General features: G+C 61.3%; 15 protein-coding genes. 9 read left to right on the top strand and 6 right to left on the bottom strand.

All coding sequences use genetic code 11. The features are described from left to right. Positions 1-185: 185 nt before the first annotated feature. On the bottom strand, positions 186-1,484 hold the full coding sequence (locus J1D76_RS15205) for an MFS transporter (protein WP_421139081.1): 1,299 nt from the start codon (positions 1,482-1,484) through the stop codon (positions 186-188). 363 nt (positions 1,485-1,847) lie between these two features. Between J1D76_RS15205 and J1D76_RS15200 the strand changes: the two genes are divergently transcribed. Further along, positions 1,848-2,252: an acyl-CoA thioesterase gene (locus J1D76_RS15200; protein ID WP_007942704.1), complete on the top strand. Its 405-nt coding sequence runs from the start codon at positions 1,848-1,850 to the stop codon at positions 2,250-2,252. Positions 2,253-2,309: 57 nt separating this feature from the next. Further along, the gene (locus J1D76_RS15195; RefSeq protein ID WP_421139080.1) at positions 2,310-3,209 is read left to right on the top strand and encodes a D-hexose-6-phosphate mutarotase; all 900 of its coding nucleotides are present in this window, start codon (positions 2,310-2,312) and stop codon (positions 3,207-3,209) included. A 111-nt stretch (positions 3,210-3,320) separates the two neighbouring features. On the opposite strand, the gene J1D76_RS15190 is transcribed toward J1D76_RS15195, so the two are convergent. The 5 genes from J1D76_RS15190 to J1D76_RS15170 all read right to left on the bottom strand — a co-directional run bounded on the left by J1D76_RS15190 (position 3,321) and on the right by J1D76_RS15170 (position 7,130). Beyond that, positions 3,321-3,857: a DUF3299 domain-containing protein gene (locus J1D76_RS15190; RefSeq protein ID WP_421139079.1), complete on the bottom strand. Its 537-nt coding sequence runs from the start codon at positions 3,855-3,857 to the stop codon at positions 3,321-3,323. 87 nt (positions 3,858-3,944) lie between these two features. Continuing rightward, positions 3,945-4,190 (bottom strand): GlsB/YeaQ/YmgE family stress response membrane protein, encoded by a 246-nt coding sequence (locus J1D76_RS15185; RefSeq protein ID WP_008018299.1) that lies wholly within the window; start codon positions 4,188-4,190, stop codon positions 3,945-3,947. A gap of 106 nt (positions 4,191-4,296) precedes the next feature. After that, positions 4,297-5,379: a 5-(carboxyamino)imidazole ribonucleotide synthase gene (locus J1D76_RS15180; protein ID WP_421139078.1), complete on the bottom strand. Its 1,083-nt coding sequence runs from the start codon at positions 5,377-5,379 to the stop codon at positions 4,297-4,299. 11 nt (positions 5,380-5,390) lie between these two features. Then, positions 5,391-5,882, bottom strand: a complete 492-nt coding sequence (gene purE, locus J1D76_RS15175; RefSeq protein ID WP_007942709.1) for a 5-(carboxyamino)imidazole ribonucleotide mutase — start codon at positions 5,880-5,882, stop codon at positions 5,391-5,393. Positions 5,883-6,212: 330 nt separating this feature from the next. Beyond that, positions 6,213-7,130 carry a LysR substrate-binding domain-containing protein gene (locus tag J1D76_RS15170; protein ID WP_421139077.1) on the bottom strand — a complete coding sequence of 306 codons (918 nt, stop codon included), beginning with the start codon at positions 7,128-7,130 and terminating at the stop codon, positions 6,213-6,215. 180 nt (positions 7,131-7,310) lie between these two features. On the opposite strand from J1D76_RS15170, the gene J1D76_RS15165 reads away from it, so the two are divergent. The 7 genes from J1D76_RS15165 to J1D76_RS15135 all read left to right on the top strand — a co-directional run bounded on the left by J1D76_RS15165 (position 7,311) and on the right by J1D76_RS15135 (position 20,053). Beyond that, positions 7,311-8,735, top strand: coding sequence for an aspartate ammonia-lyase (locus J1D76_RS15165; protein WP_034152112.1), 1,425 nt, complete (start codon positions 7,311-7,313; stop codon positions 8,733-8,735). A gap of 449 nt (positions 8,736-9,184) precedes the next feature. Beyond that, on the top strand, positions 9,185-10,633 hold the full coding sequence (locus J1D76_RS15160; RefSeq protein ID WP_421139076.1) for an alanine/glycine:cation symporter family protein: 1,449 nt from the start codon (positions 9,185-9,187) through the stop codon (positions 10,631-10,633). 121 nt (positions 10,634-10,754) lie between these two features. Further along, positions 10,755-11,759, top strand: coding sequence for an asparaginase (locus J1D76_RS15155; RefSeq protein WP_421139075.1), 1,005 nt, complete (start codon positions 10,755-10,757; stop codon positions 11,757-11,759). 162 nt (positions 11,760-11,921) lie between these two features. Further along, complete coding sequence (locus tag J1D76_RS15150; RefSeq protein WP_421139074.1) at positions 11,922-12,929, top strand: AraC family transcriptional regulator; 1,008 nt, start codon at positions 11,922-11,924, stop codon at positions 12,927-12,929. Between the two features lie 233 nt (positions 12,930-13,162). After that, positions 13,163-14,194 carry a histone deacetylase family protein gene (locus J1D76_RS15145; RefSeq protein WP_421139073.1) on the top strand — a complete coding sequence of 344 codons (1,032 nt, stop codon included), beginning with the start codon at positions 13,163-13,165 and terminating at the stop codon, positions 14,192-14,194. Positions 14,195-14,205: 11 nt separating this feature from the next. Further along, entirely contained in the window at positions 14,206-15,306 is a 1,101-nt protein-coding gene (locus tag J1D76_RS15140; protein ID WP_421139072.1) for a polyamine ABC transporter substrate-binding protein, read from the top strand. A gap of 154 nt (positions 15,307-15,460) precedes the next feature. Next, a complete protein-coding gene (locus J1D76_RS15135) occupies positions 15,461-20,053 on the top strand; it encodes a hypothetical protein (RefSeq protein WP_421139071.1) in 4,593 nt (1,530 codons plus the stop codon).

Below are 20,053 nucleotides of genomic sequence, written 5' to 3'. Positions count from 1 at the left end.
CAGGCCGTGTGAACACTCTATGGCTGAAATATGACAATTGGATGAAAGGCCAGTATCCGAGGTTTTGCAGGATGATTCGTGGGCCCTCAATCGCGAGCAGACTCGCTCCCACAATTTGAAATGCAGTCAACTGTAGGAGCGAGCCTGCTCGCGATTGGGCCAACACAGACAATAAAAAGTCGAGACTAACGCCCCTTTTTCCAGAGATAAGCCCCCACCACAATCCCGACTCCACACAGCACCGCCACATAATAAGCAGGCCCCATGGCACTTTCCTTGAGCAACAGGCTGACGATCATCGGTGTCAAGCCGCCGAAAATCGCGTAGGCCACGTTGTAGGAGAACGACAAGCCGCTGAAGCGCACCACGGGCGGGAAGGCCTTGACCATGACGTACGGCACCGCGCCGATGGTGCCGACCAGCAGACCGGTCAGGGCATACAGCGGGAATAGCCAGTCCGGGTGATCGGCGAGGCTGTGGTAGAAAGTCCAGGAACTGGCCAGCAATGCCGTGCAGCCAATCACGAAGACGCGCCCGGCACCGAAACGATCGGCCAGTGCGCCGGCCATGATGCAACCAAAACTCAGGAACACGATTGCCAGGCTGTTGGCCTGCAGCGAAGTAGTGGCCGAGAAGTGATAGACCGTCTGCAACACGGTCGGGGTCATCAGGATCAACACCACGATGGCGGCCGACAGCAGCCAGGTCAGCAGCATCGAAATGGCAATCGCACCGCGATGGTCACGCAGCACCGCACGCAGCGGCACTTCTTCGGCCAGGGCCTTGCGCTGTTGCAGCTCGGCGAACACCGGGGTTTCGTGCAACCAGCGGCGCAGGTAGACCGAGAACAGGCCAAACACGCCACCGAGCAGGAACGGGATCCGCCAGGCGTAATCCGCCACTTGCGAAGGCGTATAGAGGCTGTTGATTGCCGTGGCGACCAGCGAACCGAGCAGGATGCCCGCCGTCAGGCCGCTGGTCAGGGTGCCGCAGGCGTAGCCGACATGCCGTTGCGGCACGTGCTCGGAAACGAAAACCCATGCCCCCGGCACTTCACCACCAATGGCCGCGCCCTGGATCACCCGCATCAGCAGCAACAGGATTGGAGCCCACATGCCGATCTGCGCGTACGTCGGCAGCAGGCCCATGATCAGGGTCGGCACGGCCATCATGAAGATGCTCAGGGTGAACATTTTCTTGCGGCCCAGCAGGTCGCCGAAGTGCGCCATTACGATGCCGCCCAGCGGCCGTGCTAGGTAGCCGGCGGCGAAAATGCCGAAGGTCTGCATCAGGCGTAGCCATTCGGGCATGTCGGCCGGGAAGAACAGTTTCCCCACCACTGTGGCAAAGAACACGAAGATGATGAAATCGTAGAATTCCAGCGCGCCGCCCAGGGCAGACAGCGACAGGGTCTTGTAATCGTTGCGGGTCAGCGGACGTGCGGGTTGGTCTGGCTGCGCGATGCTCGAGGGCGCTGTGGTCATGTCGGGGGCTTCTCTTATAGTCGGATCTGCAACCTCAACAACGCAGGCGGAGGTTTGGGCAGGTCCGGCACCATAGCAAATTGTTCGAAAAAGCACATAGAGGCGCGCTTTTGACAGTCAAAATGAGAACCGGACGGTCGTCGCGGAGTCTACCGACCGATATACTCGCAGCCTTGCTCCGGTTTTTGAGGGTTGCTGTGCGAAAACGCCTGTCAGGTTCATAGGCGATTTCGCAGAGTTTCCCTTTAGGCGCCTTATGGAAAACGTGACGAACGTAGTATGTTCGGTGCTGAATCGTTTTTCCCGAAGACGGCTACCACCCGCACTACCAACGAAGAGTCACGGGTCAGAGGCACCCCCGGCATGATAGAGCTCGAACAAGAAGATCCGATCCCGCAAGGCGACCTGGCCCTGCAAATCACCGCGCTCCCACGCGAAACCAACGGCTTTGGCGATATTTTCGGCGGCTGGCTGGTGGCGCAGATGGACTTGGCAGGCACCGCGATGGCCAGCAAGGTCGCCGGCGGCCGCGTGGCTACCGTTGCGATCGACCGCATGGCGTTTCTGGTGCCGGTGGCCGTGGGCGCCCAGCTCTCCTTTTATACCCAGGCCCTGGAAATCGGTCGCAGCTCGATCAAGATGATGGTCGAGGTCTGGAGCGACGATCCACTGTCCAGCGAGTGGCGTAAAGTGACCGAAGCGGTGTTTGTGTTCGTGGCCATAGACGGCAGCGGCCGCACCCGTTCGGTTCCGCCCCGCGCCCGTTAAACCTCGCAGCCGTTTTGCGGTCGATAGTCGTCCACGTTATTGATTGAGAGCTGTCCCATGAGCACGCCCACTGTTGAAGCCGTCAAACTGGATGAACTGAATTGCTGGCGCATCCGCCACGGTCAGGCCGAATTACTGGTGGCCCAGCAAGGCGCGCACATCCTCAGCTATCAATTGGCCGGCCAACCGCCACTGATCTGGCTCAATGACGAAGCCGTGTTCAAGACCGGCAAGAGCATTCGGGCCGGTGTGCCGGTGTGCTGGCCGTGGTTCGGCGTCTTCGAGCGCAACCCGCAAAGCGTCAAGGCGATGCGGGTCAGCGATCAAGCGCCGGCGGCTCACGGTTTCGTGCGGGCGATGGATTGGGAACTGGGCGGCATCGAGACCGAAGGCGAAAGCGTCAAGGTCGCGTTCCTGCTGCCCTACCCCGAAGGCGGCTTTGCTGGCTGGCCACACCAGGTCGATTTGACCCTGACCATTCGCCTCGACGAGCAACTGCATATCCAGTTGACCAGCCACAACCGTGGCGCAGACACCGTCAGCATCAGCCAGGCGTTGCACAGTTACTTTGCCGTCAGCGACGTGCGCAATGTGCACGTCGAAGGCGTGGATGGCTTGAGCTACATCGAAACCCTGGAAGACTGGACAACCAGGCAGCAGTCCGGTGATCTGCACTTTACCGGCGAGACCGACCGCATCTACCTCGATGCCCCGTCACAATTGAGCATCGTCGATCCGGCCTGGGAGCGGCGCATCGTGCTGACCAGCACCGGCTCGCGCACGGCAGTGATCTGGAACCCGTGGATCGACCGTGCCGCCGCATTCAGCGACATGGCCGATGATGGCTGGCAGCGCATGCTGTGCATCGAGACCGCGAACGTGATGGACGATGTGGTGCATCTTGCATCGGGTGCCAGCCACACGATGGCCGTCAGCGTCGGTAGCGCACCGCTCTAACACCATCATCTTTGTAGGAGCGGGCTTGCCCGCGAAGGCGGCGTAACAGACAACAAGAATGTTGAATGTTATGGCCCCTTCGCGGGCAAGCCCGCTCCTACATTTGAATCATTACAAGTCGGATTCTTTGACGACCCTGACCTTCTGCGCATCCAGCGCATACGCTGCATCGGCCAGGTCATTGCTGACCTTCTCGACCTTCAGCGTGCCGGTCACCCACAACGGTGTGTAGATATCGTTGAGCTTCAGGCCCTTGGGATAGCGCACCAGCACCAGTTGGTTAGGCGGTGGCGGCGGCACGTGGATACAGGCGCCCGGGTACGGCACCAGGAAGAACAAGGTGCTGCGGCCCTTGGCGTCGGACTCCAGCGGCACCGGATAACCGCCGATGCGGATGTCCTTGTCATTCATCGCCGCCACGGTCTTGGTCGAGTACATCACGGCCGGCAAGCCTTTGGCCTGCTTCATGCCACCCTTGTCAGTAAAAGTGCCATTGGCCTCCGGGGAGTTGTGGTCGATTTCGGGCATGGCCTCGAGGGCTTTCTGGTCCGACTTGGGCATCAGTTCGAGCCAGTCGGTTTCCGGCAGTTCGCCGGCATGGGCGAGGCCCGCACCCAATAAAAGAAAAGTCAGCAAAATACGGCGCATGTAAGTGCTCGGTATAGGAAGGATCAGGAAACGCCGAGCATTCTAGCCCTCCCGGCACACGCAGCCGAGAGGACTTTGTCGCTGGCTTCAGTTCTTTTTGACCAGGCCGTAGATCACCAGCAGGATCACCGCGCCCACCAGCGCACCGATGAAGCCTGCGCCCTGGCCAGCCTGATAGATGCCCAGAGCCTGGCCGCCGTAAGTGGCCGCCAGCGAACCGCCGATACCGAGCAGGATGGTCATGATCCAGCCCATGCTGTCATCGCCCGGTTTCAGGAACCGCGCCAGCAGGCCGACGATCAAGCCGATAAAGATGGTTCCGATGATTCCCATGGCATTTCCCTCTGAATGAAGTGGCTATGCGAAAGCCTAGTCAGACTTTGGCATCCTGCCATGAGAGAACGGCGCAACCTGAAGGTTCCGCCGCTGCCACATGAAACTATTCGGCGATCAGTGCCTCGACCTTGAGGATCTGCGCGGTCAGCGTTTCGCGATCGGCGCAACGCAAGTTGGCGTGACCGACCTTGCGGCCGGCCTTGAACGCCTTGCCGTAGTGGTGCAGATGGCAATCGGCGATGGCCAATACCTTGTCGGCGTCCGGCACCTTGCCGATGAAGTTGAGCATGGCGCTCTCGCCGACCTTGGCCGTCGAACCCAACGGCAGACCGGCGACGGCCCGCAGGTGGTTTTCGAACTGGCTGCACTCGGCGCCTTCGGTGGTCCAGTGCCCGGAGTTATGCACACGCGGGGCAATTTCGTTGGCCTTGAGGCCACCGTCGACTTCAAAGAACTCGAATGCCATCACGCCGACGTAATCCAGCTGCTTGAGCACACGACTGGAGTAGTCTTCGGCGAGCGCTTGCAGCGGGTGATCGGTACTGGCCACGGACAGCTTGAGGATGCCGCTGTCGTGGGTGTTGTGCACCAGCGGATAGAAACGGGTTTCACCGTCGCGGGCACGTACAGCGATCAGCGAGACCTCGCCGGTGAACGGCACGAAACCTTCCAGCAGGCAGGCCACGCTGCCCAACTCGGCAAAGGTGTCCACCACGTCTTCAGGGGTGCGCAGGACCTTCTGGCCCTTGCCGTCGTAACCCAGCGTACGGGTTTTCAGCACCGCCGGCAGGCCGATGGCGGCCACGGCGATGTCCAGGTCAGCCTGGGACTGGATGTCGGCGAACGCCGGGGTCGGAATCCCCAGGTCCTTGAACATGCTTTTCTCGAACCAACGATCGCGGGCGATGCGCAGGGCTTCGGCGCTGGGGTAGACCGGCACGAATTGCGAGAGGAACGCGACGGTTTCCGCCGGCACGCTTTCGAACTCGAAGGTCACCAGATCGACTTCATCGGCCAGTTGGCGCAGGTGATCCTGATCGCCGTAATCGGCCCGCAGGTGTTCGCCCAACGCGGCTGCGCAAGCATCCGGCGCCGGGTCCAGGAAAGCGAAGTTCATGCCCAGCGGAGTGCCCGCCAGCGCCAACATGCGACCCAACTGGCCGCCACCGATTACACCGATCTTCATCGTCAACAACCTCAGGCGATGCGTGGGTCTGGATTGTCCAGGACGCTGTCTGTCTGCTCAGCACGGAACGTTTTCAACACGTCGTGGAACTGTGGATGCTTGGCGCCCAGGATGCTCGCCGACAGCAGCGCGGCGTTGATCGCGCCCGCCTTGCCGATGGCCAGGGTGGCCACCGGAATGCCGGCTGGCATCTGCACAATAGAGAGCAGCGAGTCGACGCCCGACAGCATGGCGGACTGCACTGGCACGCCCAGCACCGGCAGGTGGGTCTTGGCCGCACACATGCCTGGCAAGTGGGCCGCGCCACCGGCACCGGCGATGATCACCTCGATGCCACGCGCCTCGGCTTCTTCAGCGTACTGGAACAGCAGGTCCGGGGTGCGGTGGGCGGAGACCACCTTCACCTCGTAGGGAATGCCGAGCTTTTCCAGCATATCGGCGGTGTGGCTAAGGGTGGACCAATCGGACTTGGAGCCCATGATCACGCCAACCAATGCACTCATCGTCGTGCCTCTTCTCTCTGGGCGCCCGCAGGCGCGTCAAAAAACAACAAGCCACGCAATATGCGTGGCTTGATTGTACGAATAATGGTCGGACGTAACCGACCGAAGGCCGCGCAGTATACCTCAATAAAGAAGATAAACAGCCCCTGTTGCGACCATCTGTCAAATGACTGAAAGCCCCGGTTTTATTGACTTTTAGGTCAGACCAGGCACGCCACAGTTCCCCTGTAGGAGCGAGCCTGCTCGCGATTGCGTCGGGACAGTCTCCCTTGATGTTGAATGTCGGTCCGTCATCGCGAGCAGGCTCGCTCCCACAGTTTTTTGCCTGTCTCAAGCGCCCGTTGTGCCTTGGGCTGCACCGCCCTCCAGTTTGCGCCACAACAACCGCACATTCGCCTTGCGCACCAGTGCACAGCGGTACAAGCGAATCTCCAGCGGCACATGCCATTGCGGGCCGCCGCACACCACCAGCTCACCGCGCGCCAGTTCGGCGCGCACGCTCAGTTGCGGTACCCAGGCAATGCCCAGGCCTTCCAGGGCCATGCTTTTGAGGCTGTCGGCCATGGCCGTTTCGTAAATGGTGGTGAAGCGCAGCGCCCGCTGGCGCAGCAGCATGTTCACCGAACGACCGAGAAAGGCCCCGGCGCTGTACGCCAGCAACGGCACGCTGCCTTCGCCCTCCAGATCGAACAGCGGCTTGCCGTCGGCGTCGGCGGCACACACCGGCAGCATTTCAGTGTGGCCCAGGTGCAGCGAGGGAAAGATTTCCGGGTCCATCTGCATCGCGGCGTCGGGGTCGTAGAACGCCAGCATCAGATCGCAACCGCCTTCACGCAGCGCATGCACGGCGTCGCCGACGTTGGTCGCCACCAGCCGCGTGGCGATATTCAGGCCTTCGTTGCGCAGTTGCGCGATCCAGCGCGGGAAGAAACCCAGCGCCAGCGAGTGCGCGGCCGCGACCTGCATCACTTCGCCCTGCCCGCCTTCGAGGTGATGCAAATGGCGCAGCACTTCGCCCAGTTGCTCGACCACGGTACGTGCGGTGACCAGGAACAATTGCCCCGCCGCGGTCAGCTCCACCGGCGTGCGCGAGCGGTTGACCAGGGTCAGCCCGAGCGCCGCTTCCAGGCTGCGAATGCGCCGGCTGAAGGCCGGTTGCGTCACGAATCGCCGCTCGGCGGCCTGGGAAAAACTGCGGGTGGCGGCCAGGGCACTAAAGTCCTCCAGCCATTTGCTTTCCAGATTCATCACGCCCTCCCGGACACGCACCAATTTAGGTCACACGCTCGCCGTCAAGTCGGCGTCACACCGGCATTATGCCGAATATGCATAGCCTAGTGTTTAACAGCATTGGCCCAAAAATCCGCACAGGCCTAGCATTCGCAGCGTTCCGGCACAGACCGGGTCCATATTGAGATGATTTCTATCATGTCCTCCGCTGCATCATTCCGCACAGAAAACGACCTGCTTGGCGCACTCGAAGTACCCGCACAAGCGTATTACGGCATCCAGACCCTGCGAGCGGTGAACAACTTCCGCCTCTCGGGCGTTCCGATTTCGCACTACCCGAAACTGGTTGTCGGTCTGGCCATGGTCAAACAGGCCGCTGCCGACGCCAACCGTGAGCTGGGTCACCTGAGCGAAGCCAAGCACGCTGCCATCAGCGAAGCCTGTGCACGATTGATCCGCGGTGATTTCCACGAAGAATTCGTGGTCGACATGATTCAAGGTGGCGCCGGCACCTCCACCAACATGAACGCCAACGAAGTGATCGCCAACGTTGCCCTGGAAGCAATGGGTCACCAGAAAGGCGAGTACCAGTACCTGCACCCGAACGACGACGTGAACATGGCGCAGTCGACCAACGATGCCTACCCAACGGCGATCCGCCTGGGTCTGTTGCTCGGTCACGACACCCTGCTCGCCAGTCTCGACAGCCTGATCCAGGCGTTCGCGGCCAAGGGCAAGGAATTCGATCACGTCCTGAAGATGGGCCGTACCCAGCTGCAAGACGCTGTACCGATGACCTTGGGTCAAGAATTCCGTGCCTTCGCCACTACCATGGGCGAAGACCTGGCCCGTCTGAAGACGCTGGCCCCGGAACTGCTGACTGAAGTGAACCTGGGCGGCACCGCGATCGGCACCGGCATCAACGCCGACCCGCGTTATCAAGCGCTGGCCGTACAGCGTCTGGCACTGATCAGCGGTCAACCGCTCGTACCGGCTGCCGACCTGATCGAAGCGACGTCCGACATGGGCGCCTTCGTACTGTTCTCCGGCATGCTCAAGCGCACCGCGGTCAAGCTGTCGAAGATTTGCAACGACCTGCGCCTGCTGTCCAGCGGCCCACGCACCGGCATCAACGAAATCAACCTGCCAGCGCGTCAGCCAGGCAGCTCGATCATGCCCGGCAAAGTCAACCCGGTGATCCCGGAAGCCGTTAACCAGGTGGCATTCCAGGTGATCGGTAACGACCTGGCGCTGACCATGGCAGCCGAAGGCGGCCAACTGCAACTGAACGTGATGGAGCCGCTGATCGCCTTCAAGATCTTCGACTCGATCCGCCTGCTGCAACGCGCCATGGACATGCTGCGCGAGCACTGCATCGTCGGCATCACCGCCAACGAAGCGCGCTGCCGTGAACTGGTCGAGCACTCGATTGGCCTGGTGACTGCGCTGAACCCGTACATCGGCTACAAGAACGCTACCCGCATTGCCGGCCTCGCCCTTGAAAGCGGCCGCGGCGTGCTGGAACTGGTGCGCGAAGAAGGTCTGCTCGACGAAGCCATGCTCGCCGACATCCTGCGCCCGGAAAACATGATTGCTCCGCGTCTGGTGCCTCTGAAGGCCTGACCCGACGCGTTGACGAGCACCGCTCACCAGGTCGAGGGACTAGACACCTCTCACCTTTTGAGGGCCTGGAGATCATTCTCCAGGCCCTTTTTTTGTCTGTGATTCGGTGTGGGCAGGACCAATGCCTTCGCTGGCAAGCCAGCTCCTACAAAAGCGATGCGATACCTGTAGGAGCTGGCTTGCCAGCGAAGAGGCCCTACTAACGCCCCAGCTCGCACCAATTGTGTGCAGACGAACGGCATGCTCATCGGTATAGTGCCGCCCCTCTTCGCGTGAGCGGTCGTCGGTAGCGAGGCCACAACCCATGCGAAACCCGAACTAATAACAAACCCGCGAAATGAAACCGGGACGATCTTCGAACCGCCTGTTGTGCCATGCGCACAACGGTGTAACTCGATATGTCAGTCCGGCCAGCATTTGCCTACACAAAAAACAGCGAGGAATACTCCATGCTCGAAGTCATTAACGACTTCCTCTCAGGGAAAGTACTGATCGTGCTCATTGTCGGGCTCGGTAGCTACTTCACGATCCGCTCGCGTTTCGTTCAATTGCGTCACTTCTTCCACATGTTCGCGGTGTTCCGCGACAGCCTCAAAAGCAGCGCCGGGCAGCTCAGTTCGTTCCAGGCCCTGATGCTCAGCCTCGCCGGCCGCGTTGGTGCGGGCAACATCGCCGGCGTCGGCATTGCCGTGACCCTCGGTGGGCCGGGTGCGGTGTTCTGGATGTGGGTGACCGCGCTGGTGGGCATGTCCAGCAGCTTCTTCGAATGCTCCCTGGGCCAGCTCTACAAACGCACCGATTCTGACGGCACCTTCCGTGGCGGCCCGTCCTATTACATCCAGCACGGTCTGCAAAAGCGCTGGTTGGGCATGGTGATGGCGTTCCTGTTGCTGGTGACCTTCGGCTTTGCCTTCAACGGCCTGCAAGCCCATGCCGTGACCCACTCACTGAACAACGCCTTCGGCCTCGATACCACGTACGCCGGCATCGGCCTGGCCGTGCTGCTGGGCCTGGTTTTCATCGGCGGGATCAAGCGCATCGCCAAGGTCGCCGACCTGCTGGTGCCGGTGAAAACCCTGGTGTACATCGGCGTGACGATCTACGTGATCGTGCTGCAGTTCGACCAGGTGCCGGGCATGCTGATGACCATCGTCAAGAGCGCCTTCGGTCTGGACCAGGCCTTTGGCGGCCTGATCGGCAGCGCTATCGTCATGGGCGTGAAACGTGGCGTGTTCGCTAACGAAGCGGGCCTGGGCAGTGCGCCGAACGTGGCGGCCGTCGCGTCGGTCGAGCACCCGGTGGCGCAAGGTGTGGTGCAGGCATTCAGCGTGTTCCTCGACACCTTCGTGATCTGCACCTGCACTGCGTTGCTGATCCTGCTGTCGGGCTTCTACACCCCAGGCTTCGAAGGCGATGGCATTGCCCTGACCCAGAACTCGCTGGCGGCCGTGGTCGGTGACTGGGGCCGGATCTTCATCTCCGTGGCCCTGGCGCTGTTCGTGTTCACCTCGATCCTCTACAACTACTACCTGGGCGAAAGCAACCTGCGCTTCTTGATCGGGGAAAACCGCAAGGCACTGATGGGCTATCGCACGCTGGTGCTGGCGCTGATTTGCTGGGGCTCCATCGAGAACCTCGGCACCGTGTTCGCCTTCGCCGACATCACCATGACCCTGCTCGCGTTCGTCAACCTGATCGCGCTGTTCCTGTTGTTCAAGGTCGGCATGCGCATCCTGCGTGACTACGATGACCAGCGCGCCGCCGGAATCAAGACCCCGGTGTTTGATTCGAGCAAGTTCCCGGACCTGGATCTGGATCGCCAGGCATGGCCGGCCAATCCGCCAGCCGCTGCGCCGGTGCAAACAGCGCCGCAAGGCGTGACCGCAGCGCAACGCTGATCGGTTACAGTGCGGCAATTGCTGTAGGAGTGAGCCTGCTCGCGATATCGATCTGTCGTTGAAGGAAGGACTATCGCGAGCAGGCTCACTCCTACCTGTCATCTCTTGTGGAGAGGTTCAGATGATTGCTAATTCTTTCCCCGCCGCCCAACACGTCATGGTGCTCTACACCGGCGGCACCATCGGCATGCAGGCCAGTGCCAACGGCCTGGCCCCGGCGTCCGGTTTTGAAGCGCGGATGCGCGAGTATCTGTACAGCCAGCCTGACCTGGTGGTACCGCCGTGGCGTTTTCGCGAGATGTCGCCACTGATCGACAGCGCCAACATGACCCCGGTGTACTGGCAGCAATTGCGTGAAGCGGTGGTCGATGCGGTGGAGGTGCAGGGCTGCGACAGCGTGCTGATCCTACATGGCACCGACACCCTGGCCTACAGCGCCGCCGCCATGAGTTTCCAGTTGCTTGGCTTGCAGGCCCGCGTGTGTTTCACCGGCTCGATGTTGCCGGCCGGCGTGGCCGACAGTGACGCCTGGGAAAACCTCGGCGGTGCGCTGGTTGCCCTGGGTCAAGGCCTGGCGCCGGGTGTGCACCTGTACTTCCACGGCGAACTGCTGGACCCGACCCGTTGCGCCAAGGTCCGCAGTTTCGGTCGACATCCGTTCAAGCGACTGCAGCGTCAGGGCGGTGGCGTAAAGGCGTCGTCGATACCATCGCCACTGAATTACAACCAGCCCAAACATCTGGCGAACGTCGCGGTGCTGCCGCTGTTTCCGGGCATCAGTGCAGGCGTTCTGAATGGCCTGATCGACAGCGGCATTCAGGGGATGGTGCTGGAGTGCTACGGCAGCGGCACCGGGCCGAGCGACAACCCCGAGTTCCTCGCCAGCCTCGGCCGTGCGCAGGACAACGGCGTGGTGGTGGTCGCTGTGACGCAGTGCCATGAAGGCGGTGTGGAACTGGATGTGTACGAGGCCGGCAGTCGTTTGCGTGGTGTCGGCATGCTTTCCGGTGGCGGCATGACCCGCGAGGCGGCGCTCGGCAAGTTGCACGCGTTGCTGGGTTCGGGGCTCGACACGCAAGAGGTTCGGCGGCTGGTCGAACTCGACCTGTGTGGCGAACTGAGCTGACGCAACACGAACCTGTAGGAGCGAGCCTGCTCGCGATGACGTCTGCTCAGTCGAAGCAAATGTTGAATGATCAACCGCTATCGCGAGCAGGCTCGCTCCTACAGTGACACCGCCCGGCATGCAACTTGCTGCACTCCAGCCATCCCAAGGCTGGAAGTCCTTATGCTCCACTCCCACCTCACCACCCTCAACGCTGTCTCGCTGATCCTCAACACCTTCAAGGCCGAAGGGTTGTCCAGCGACGCGCTACTGGCCGGCAGCGGCATCAGTGCGGCGGACCTGAACCGTGCCGACACGCACATCACCACCAATCAAGAGATGCAGGTGTGCGCCAACGCCGTCGCGCTCAAGCGCGACATCGGCCTGGAACTGGGTCGGCGGATGCACGTTTCCTGCTACGGCATGCTCGGTTACGCCCTGCTCACCAGTGCCACCTTCGGTGACGCTTTGCGTCTGGCGATGCGTTATCCGGCGCTGCTGGGAACACTGTTCGAACTGACTTTGGAAGACGACGGTGAGCGCGTGTGGTTTGCCGCCGCCGACTACCGCGAGAGCCCCGCGATGGCAACGTTTAACGCCGAGTTCTGCCTGGTGTCGCTGAAAGTCACCTGCGACGACTTGCTCGGCCATTCCCTGCCTTTGCTCGGTGCACGCTTCGAACACGCCGCGCCCGACTACGAATCCAGCTACGCCGAACACTTCAACTGTCCCTTGCACTTCGGGGCGCTGAACAACGCCTTCGCCTTCGACAAGCGCTGGCTCGACCAGCCGTTGCCGCTGGCGGATGTCATCACCCATCAAGCCATGGCCGAACGTTGCCGCAAGCAGAACATCGAGTTCACCGGGCGCCAGGCGTGGCTGGGGCGGATCCGCCAATTGCTGCGCGCGCAATTGAATGCCGCACCGGGGCTGGAGGGCCTGGCCGAGCAGATGAACTGCTCGGCGCGGACCTTGCGCCGACACCTCAAGGACATGGGTTGCAGCTATCAGGAACTGCTCGACGAACTGCGCTTCGAGCAGGCCAAGCAGATGCTCTGTGAAGACCAGTTGCCGATCTACCAGATCGCCGAGGCGTTGGGCTTCAGCGAAACCGCGAGTTTCCGCCATGCCTTCGTGCGCTGGAGCGGCGTAGCACCCAGCCAGTTCCGCCCCCAACACCGACCTCTGTAGGAGCTGGCTTGCCGGCGAAAGCGGTGTGTCTGCCAACAGAAATGCTGCGATGTACTGGCCTCTTCGCTGGCAAGCCAGCGCCTACAGCGGCGCGTTCCGTGTATTGGGTAGGGGCGAATTTCGGTCAAACGTTTTGGCCATATCGATCCCCTTTTGGCCTTTCCTGCCGTTCTCCGATTCGCCGTGCACCGCAACACTGGAGGCAACCGAATCAGCCCTGCGGAGAACAACAAATGCTGACGATCTACTCGGACGATCACCACCTGCACCACGGCCGTTGCGAACTCATCGACGGGCAACTCAAGCCCTGCTTCGAGATGCCTTCGCGCGCCGACCACGTTTTGCAACGGGTGAAGAACCAGAACCTGGGCGCCGTCGAAGCACCAAAGGACTTTGGCCTGGAGCCCATCGCGCGCATCCACAGCCGCGACTACCTCGACTTCTTCAAGGGTGCCTGGGCACGCTGGACCGAATTCAACACCGACGGTGACCTGCTGCCCTACACCTGGCCCGCCCGCACCTTGCGCCAGGTCAAACCGACCAGCCTGCACGGCCAGCTCGGCTACTACAGCTTCGACGGCGGCGCGCCGATCACCGCCGGCACCTGGCAAGCCGCCTACAGCGCCGCGCAAGTGGCCCTCACCGCCCAAGCACACATCCAGCGCGGCGCCCACAGTGCCTTCGCCCTGTGCCGTCCACCGGGACACCACGCCGCTGGCGACTTGATGGGTGGTTATTGCTACCTCAACAACGCCGCCATCGCGGCCCAGGCATTCCTCGACCAGGGCCACAAGAAGGTCGCGATCCTCGACGTCGATTACCACCATGGCAACGGCACCCAGTCGATTTTCTACGAGCGCAGCGACGTGCTGTTCACCTCGATCCACGGCCACCCGGAAGCGGAATTCCCGTTCTTCCTCGGCTATGAAGACGAACTCGGCGAAGACGCCGGTGAAGGCTTCAACTTCAATTATCCGTTGCCTGCCGGCAGCGGCTGGGACACCTGGAGCGCGGCGCTGGAACAGGCCTGCAAAGAGATCGAAAGCTATGGCGCCGACATCATCGTCGTGTCCCTGGGCGTCGACACCTTCAAGGACGACCCGATCTCGCAATTCAAGCTCGACAGCCCGGATTACCTGGCCATGGGCAAGCGCATCGCGGCACTCGGCAAACCGACGCTGTTCGTGATGGAAGGCGGCTACGCCGTGGAAGAAATCGGCATCAACGCGGTGAACGTGCTTGAAGGCTTCGAAAGCGCTCAGTGAGGAAAACACGAATGAACACGCTCAAGCGCTTTATCGCGCCCGCCTTGTGCGCCACGCTGCTCAGCGGTGCCGTGCACGCTGAAGAACGCACGCTGCGCGTCTACAACTGGTTCGACTACATCACGCCCAAGGCCCTGGAAGACTTCAAGGCGCAGAACACCCAGACCAAACTGGTCTACGACATTTTCGACACCAACGAAGCACTGGAAGCCAAGCTCCTGACCGGCAACTCCGGCTACGACGTGGTGGTGCCGTCCAACGTGTTCCTCGCCAAGCAGATCGAGGCCGGCGTGTTCCAACCGCTGGACCGCAGCAAGTTGCCGAACTGGAACCACCTCGATCCCAAGCTGATGAAGCTGATCGAGGCCAACGACCCGGGCAACAAATTCGCCGTGCCATACATGTACGGCACCATCCTGATCGGTTTCAACCCGGACAAGGTCAAGGCCATACTCGGCGACAATGCGCCGGTGGACAGCTGGGACCTGATCTTCAAGGAAGAAAACATCAGCAAGCTCAAGCAGTGCGGCGTCGCCCTGCTCGACTCGCCGTCGGAGATCCTGCCGCTGGCCCTGCAACACCTCGGTCTCGATCCCAACAGCAAGAAGCCTGCGGACTACGACAAGGCTGAAGCGCTGCTGATGAAGATCCGCCCGTACATCACCTACTTCCACTCGTCCAAGTACATGGCCGACATTGCCAACGGTGACATCTGCGTCGCGGTCGGTTACTCCGGCAGCTTCTCGCAAGCCGCCAACCGCGCCAAGGAAGCCAAGAACGGCGTGGTCGTCGACATGCGTTTGCCGAAAGAAGGCGCGCCAATCTGGTTCGACATGCTGGCGATTCCGAAGGGCGCGAAAAACACCGAGGACGCCTACACGTTCATCAACTACCTGCTGCAACCGCAGGTAATTGCACCGGTCAGTGACTTCGTCGGCTACCCGAACCCGAACAAGGACGCCACGGAACTGGTTGACCCGGCGATCCGCCACAACCCCAACCTGTACCCGACCGATGCGGCAATGAGCACGCTCTACACCCTGCAACCGCTGCCGCGCGATGCCGAGCGTGCACGGACCCGGGCCTGGACCAAGATCAAGTCCGGCACCTGACAGCCGTCTCGTTTCACAAGGACCTGCGCCCGCGCAGGTCTTTTTTTGCCTGCGGTATTTATATACCGCCAACGCCGCACCGCCGGTCACTACCTTGCAACGGATCGCGCACCGAACCTTCGACGGTGCCTGTCGCCCCTGCAAGGATGTGACCATGACCGACGCTTCCAGCCCTCCCGCCGAAACCGGCCTTTCCCCAGATCAAGATGCCCTGCTCACTCAATTGGTGGCCGGGCCATCGATCCGGGAGGTCGCCACCCATGTGCTGCAACCGGCCTTGAAAACGCTGTATCCGCAGTTGTCGATCGACCCCCGTCTGGCGATGGTGGTCACGCCGACCTGGACACTCAGCGGGCAACGCGTCGCCGCCGGCCCCAGATACTTCGAATCACTGACCGATGCCCTGGTACGCCACGGTGTCGCACAATCACCGGTGGTTTACCTGGAGGGCGAGCATTACCTGACCTTGCAACCGCAGGCGGCCATACCCGCGCAGTTGCCCATCAGCATCGAAGCCATCGGACGCTTGCTCAATGAATTGGCCCCCCTGTTGTTCGATGCATTTCAAGAGCAACAGGTCGACTATTGGAACCAGTTCACCGGCCCCTCGACCCCGCGCTGGAAAGGCTTGTCCCACTCGCTGCGCGAGTTGTGGGACGTAGAGACCAACCCGAACTGGGAGAACGACCAAAGCGCCATGGCGCGCAGCCTGTTCGCCTACCCGGACAAAACCACACGCGCGACTCACGACCGTTACCGGTCCCGCGCCTGCCTGGTCGACCTGGACTACAAAAACAATGGTGTATCGACTCACCTCAACACCCTGGACATGGCCGTGTTGATCGGGACCGTGGGTCAGCGCACATTGATCCTCAGCCACACCATTACCCATGGCTTCCAGACCTACGACTCATTAGCGCAACTGGGTAAATCCCTGCTGGCGTACACCGATGGGGCAGTACCGGGCAATACCTTGCAATGGCGCCTGATCGAGCCAGAGGGTAATTTTTTCGACCACCTGGCCTGCACCCTGATCGCCCTGCAAGCGGACTCGATTGCCGCGCTGGCCAACGATAGCGCCGAGGCAAACCCCGACCTTTCGCCGCACATCAGTCGCACCACCCAGGAACTCGCCTCCTCGGACCCGTCAACGCCTTCGCGTTACGACCTGGTCGAGCAGGCGCTGCCGGACTGGATGGCCAATGCCTCCTCGGGCGATCTCACCGCCTACAGCCGTCACCTGATGGACCTTGTGAACGTACAAAATCAAAACGCGGGCAAGTCTTTCCAGGACGGTATCAAGCCAATCCGCGAATTCACCCTCGATCGGCTGCGCGAGACGATGCTCGCCGAGCACCCCGAGGCGACGGACCTGGTGTTGGCCGATATCGACATCGTGATCGACAGCGTCGTGGTCTGGGGCAGCTTTCTACCGCCAGTGGCGCCCGAAACCACCACCCTGAGCCTGGTCGACCTGGCGCTGCAAAACCTGATCGCCCTGCCGTTGGGCAACAAATCCGTGAAGAGCAAGGGCACCACGTCATTGCCGACGTGGATGACGGTCAGCTATCTGGAAGCGTTGATCGTCAGCGTCAACATCGGTCAGACCTATCCGGCGTTGATCAAAGGCAAACTGCTCGATGATCCCCTTGAAAGCCTGCGCCGTCAGAACCTGTTCACCAGCCGGTTGCGCGTCGAGCTTCCGCTGTTGGCTTTGCAGCAAAAAATCCGCGCACAGGACGGGGTCGATGAATTGGGCTACCGCTACGTCGCGGCCGTGGTCCAGGTGCTCGACGCCCACCGTTGGGTCGACGGCCAGGAAATTGTCATTCGCCCGCTGGCATTTACCCCCACTTGGCGCCTCGGAACGTCCACGGACGAAGTGAGCAACATGTTCGTGATCGGGCCACGGCAAATGGACAAGGGACCGTGCCTGCTCTATCGGCCGATGCTCGACCTGCCCTTGAGCCAGTACCCGACGCCGGCGAATCTGATCTATGCCATCCGGCACGCGCCAAAACTGCGCCAATCCGTGCTGGCCTGGCTGCCGGACGGAGTTCGCGCCAACTACAAAAATTATGTGTTCACCGGCCAATTGCCTTCGGTGTGGAGCGTCTCCCAATTGCTCGCCGACCCGCTGACGTCCCTGCAAATGAGCGGGCCGCTGACGCTGGGCTCGCGGGTCATCGCCACCGATTACCTGACCAACCTGTACAAGGCCAACGTCAATGCACTGGTCGAGCTGGCCCAGCGGCAATCGGTGTCCAACGCGCAGAATCGCTGGGAGACGTTCAAGCAGGCGGCCTGGACAATCCTCAACGCAGCGCTGCCCTTCCTGGGCCGAACGGTCGGCACCGCCGCCTGGATTTACCAGGTGCTCGATGACCTGCAACAGACCCTCGAGGCAAGCGAGACCGGCAACACCGATCAACAGAAAACCGCCATCACCGACCTGTTGCTGACCTTGGCCATGGTGCTCGCCCATCATGCCAGTACGCGCCGAATGACGGCCCGCAGGCCCGAGGAAAAGCCCTCGATAACGCCCACCGACTACGCCGCGGAAAAACCGCCGGCCACGCCGATTACCGTGATTCAACGGGCCGACATCATCGGCGCGCCCACGGCCGCGCAGCACCGAATTTCGGTCGCAACCGATGCCGTCCTGAGCCTGACCAAAACCCTGGATCGCTTGAAGGTCGCCAAACCCGACAACCTCACGGCCCCCACCCACAATGGCGGCCTGTATCAACACCTGCATCGGCTTGAAAACCGCTACTACGCCCAGGTCGGCGAGCGTTGGTTCGAGGTGGCCGTCGAAGACACCGGTGAAGTGTCGATCATTGATTCAAGACCTGAGTCCCCGGGCAATGGTCCGCCACTGATCGGCAATCAACGCGGTCAGTGGTTCATCGACACGCGACTGCGCTTGCGGGGCGGCGGCTTGTCGACCCGGCGCAAAGCGTTGAAACAGCAAAACCTGCAACGCATTGCCGAGCTCAAGCGACAACTGGCCGATTTCGATAACGAACGTGAAAGCGCACGGGATGAACTGACCAGCACCTACACCCAATTGAAAGCGGCCAGCGACGAGGCTCGCGCTGAAATAAAACAGCAGTTTCTGGACAAGCTCGACCGGCGCACCGGCGACTATGCTGCCCCCATCGAGCAACTGAAATCACTGAACCTGCTGGACACAGTCCCTCACTACCGCACCGCCATGGTCGAGATGCTCGGCACCCAGTTGTTCTTCAACCAGACCTGGCTCGATCAACAAAACGCGGTATTCGCACAGACCTTGCGCGAAACCCTGGCGTTACTCGAAGCGGAGGAGACGACGGGCGCTCCGGGTGATCACGCGACGTATCAGAAAATGATCGACCTGACCGAAGGGGTGATCGACAAAATCCAGTTTGCCCAATCGCGGTTCGAGGAATTGAGCCGGTTGGGCAGGAGCGCCGCCGAGGTCGCCAGCACCTACAAGAGCAAACTGCCGGTGTTCAGCCTCAACGATCTCAAGTCGCTGCAGGTTTCGCTGGCTCGTGAGGTGTGCCTCAAAGAAGGCGACAGCGTCGCCCTGACTGAAGCCCGAAGCGCATTCGTGCGTTTGCTCGACACCACCAACCTGGTGATCCAGACCTCCCAGGAGCTGATGCTTGAAGAGCACTTTTGGAGCGACAGTGAACACACCGAAGCACTCAACGGCATGCTCGAACAGTTTGCCGCCATCGACCAGTTCTTCGAAGACTTCGCTGCCAGCCACAAGGACGCCGTGCTGGAGCAGCCGTTCGAGCATTTGCGTGGACGGGTCAGCGAATTCCAGCAACTTACCGAAAGCTACCTGGCGCAGTTACTGCGCGAACACGTGCCACAGGCCGGCCCTTCACGACCCGCATCCGCATCAGGCAAACGGGTGATCAAGACACGTTTCAAAGGCACGGTCGTGGGCGAGGTGCGACCAGCGGCAACCGGAGGGCCGGTGCTGCTGGATGTGCGTGCACCGGTAACTGGCAAGGTCATCGCCACCTTCCATGAAAAGACGCCCGGCGTCTGGCTCGAGCGAGTGCCCGCCAGACGGCGTCGGCCAACCCCGACAGCGCCCGCGCTCGAGGTGCAAGTCACCCAGGCCAGGGCACAGCTCGAAGGTGTGGACAGCTTTATCCAGCAAACCGAAGCCAGTTCGAAAAAAACCGGACGAATCCCGGTGGAAATCGAGGAGCTGTTTCAACAAAAAGCCGATCTGCTCGACCAGGCTGCACGAACACTGGAACGATCCCCGATCGAATCGAATACCATCGACACGCCAGCGGCTGTGACAACCCTGGTTCGCGAACTCAGCGAGGCTCGCGACCGGTTGTACACCGAGGGCAATCGGGTACGCGTCGCCATGATCAAGCAGCAACCACCTACCGCCTCCCGCATCGAATGGCTGGTGAGCAAAGATGAAGTCGACATTGTGCGCAACGGTGAACGGCGACGTCTCAAAGGCCCGCGCAAGGATTTTCTGCAGGAGTACGAGATCCGTGAACGCCGTTCCGGGCACGTGCTGTGGTACGCGCATTTCCACTACGCCAGCCAGAACGCACCGCTCGATACGTTCACCGCGGCCCATCTGAAACTGCGCGAACAACGGCTGCTGGCCGGCGCCATGGATTTGCGTTCGGCCACCAGCAACCCGCAAGTGATCGCCATCTATCGCAGCGAAATCAGCCCGCCATTGGCGCGTGCCCTGTTCTTCGCACAGCGCTGA

It is taken from the genome of Pseudomonas sp. NFX15 (assembly GCF_049132105.1).
GTDB lineage: Bacteria > Pseudomonadota > Gammaproteobacteria > Pseudomonadales > Pseudomonadaceae > Aquipseudomonas.
This window is presented reverse-complemented; position numbering and strand designations above follow the sequence as displayed.

What these genes read in the sequence shown, in the direction of transcription:
- J1D76_RS15205 (WP_421139081.1), bottom strand. Translation starts at nt 1,484, where the DNA reads ATGACCACAGCGCCCTCGAGCATCGCGCAGCCAGACCAACCCGCACGT.
- J1D76_RS15200 (WP_007942704.1), top strand. Translation starts at nt 1,848, where the DNA reads ATGATAGAGCTCGAACAAGAAGATCCGATCCCGCAAGGCGACCTGGCC.
- J1D76_RS15195 (WP_421139080.1), top strand. Translation starts at nt 2,310, where the DNA reads ATGAGCACGCCCACTGTTGAAGCCGTCAAACTGGATGAACTGAATTGC.
- J1D76_RS15190 (WP_421139079.1), bottom strand. Translation starts at nt 3,857, where the DNA reads ATGCGCCGTATTTTGCTGACTTTTCTTTTATTGGGTGCGGGCCTCGCC.
- J1D76_RS15185 (WP_008018299.1), bottom strand. Translation starts at nt 4,190, where the DNA reads ATGGGAATCATCGGAACCATCTTTATCGGCTTGATCGTCGGCCTGCTG.
- J1D76_RS15180 (WP_421139078.1), bottom strand. Translation starts at nt 5,379, where the DNA reads ATGAAGATCGGTGTAATCGGTGGCGGCCAGTTGGGTCGCATGTTGGCG.
- purE (WP_007942709.1), bottom strand. Translation starts at nt 5,882, where the DNA reads ATGAGTGCATTGGTTGGCGTGATCATGGGCTCCAAGTCCGATTGGTCC.
- J1D76_RS15170 (WP_421139077.1), bottom strand. Translation starts at nt 7,130, where the DNA reads ATGAATCTGGAAAGCAAATGGCTGGAGGACTTTAGTGCCCTGGCCGCC.
- J1D76_RS15165 (WP_034152112.1), top strand. Translation starts at nt 7,311, where the DNA reads ATGTCCTCCGCTGCATCATTCCGCACAGAAAACGACCTGCTTGGCGCA.
- J1D76_RS15160 (WP_421139076.1), top strand. Translation starts at nt 9,185, where the DNA reads ATGCTCGAAGTCATTAACGACTTCCTCTCAGGGAAAGTACTGATCGTG.
- J1D76_RS15155 (WP_421139075.1), top strand. Translation starts at nt 10,755, where the DNA reads ATGATTGCTAATTCTTTCCCCGCCGCCCAACACGTCATGGTGCTCTAC.
- J1D76_RS15150 (WP_421139074.1), top strand. Translation starts at nt 11,922, where the DNA reads ATGCTCCACTCCCACCTCACCACCCTCAACGCTGTCTCGCTGATCCTC.
- J1D76_RS15145 (WP_421139073.1), top strand. Translation starts at nt 13,163, where the DNA reads ATGCTGACGATCTACTCGGACGATCACCACCTGCACCACGGCCGTTGC.
- J1D76_RS15140 (WP_421139072.1), top strand. Translation starts at nt 14,206, where the DNA reads ATGAACACGCTCAAGCGCTTTATCGCGCCCGCCTTGTGCGCCACGCTG.
- J1D76_RS15135 (WP_421139071.1), top strand. Translation starts at nt 15,461, where the DNA reads ATGACCGACGCTTCCAGCCCTCCCGCCGAAACCGGCCTTTCCCCAGAT.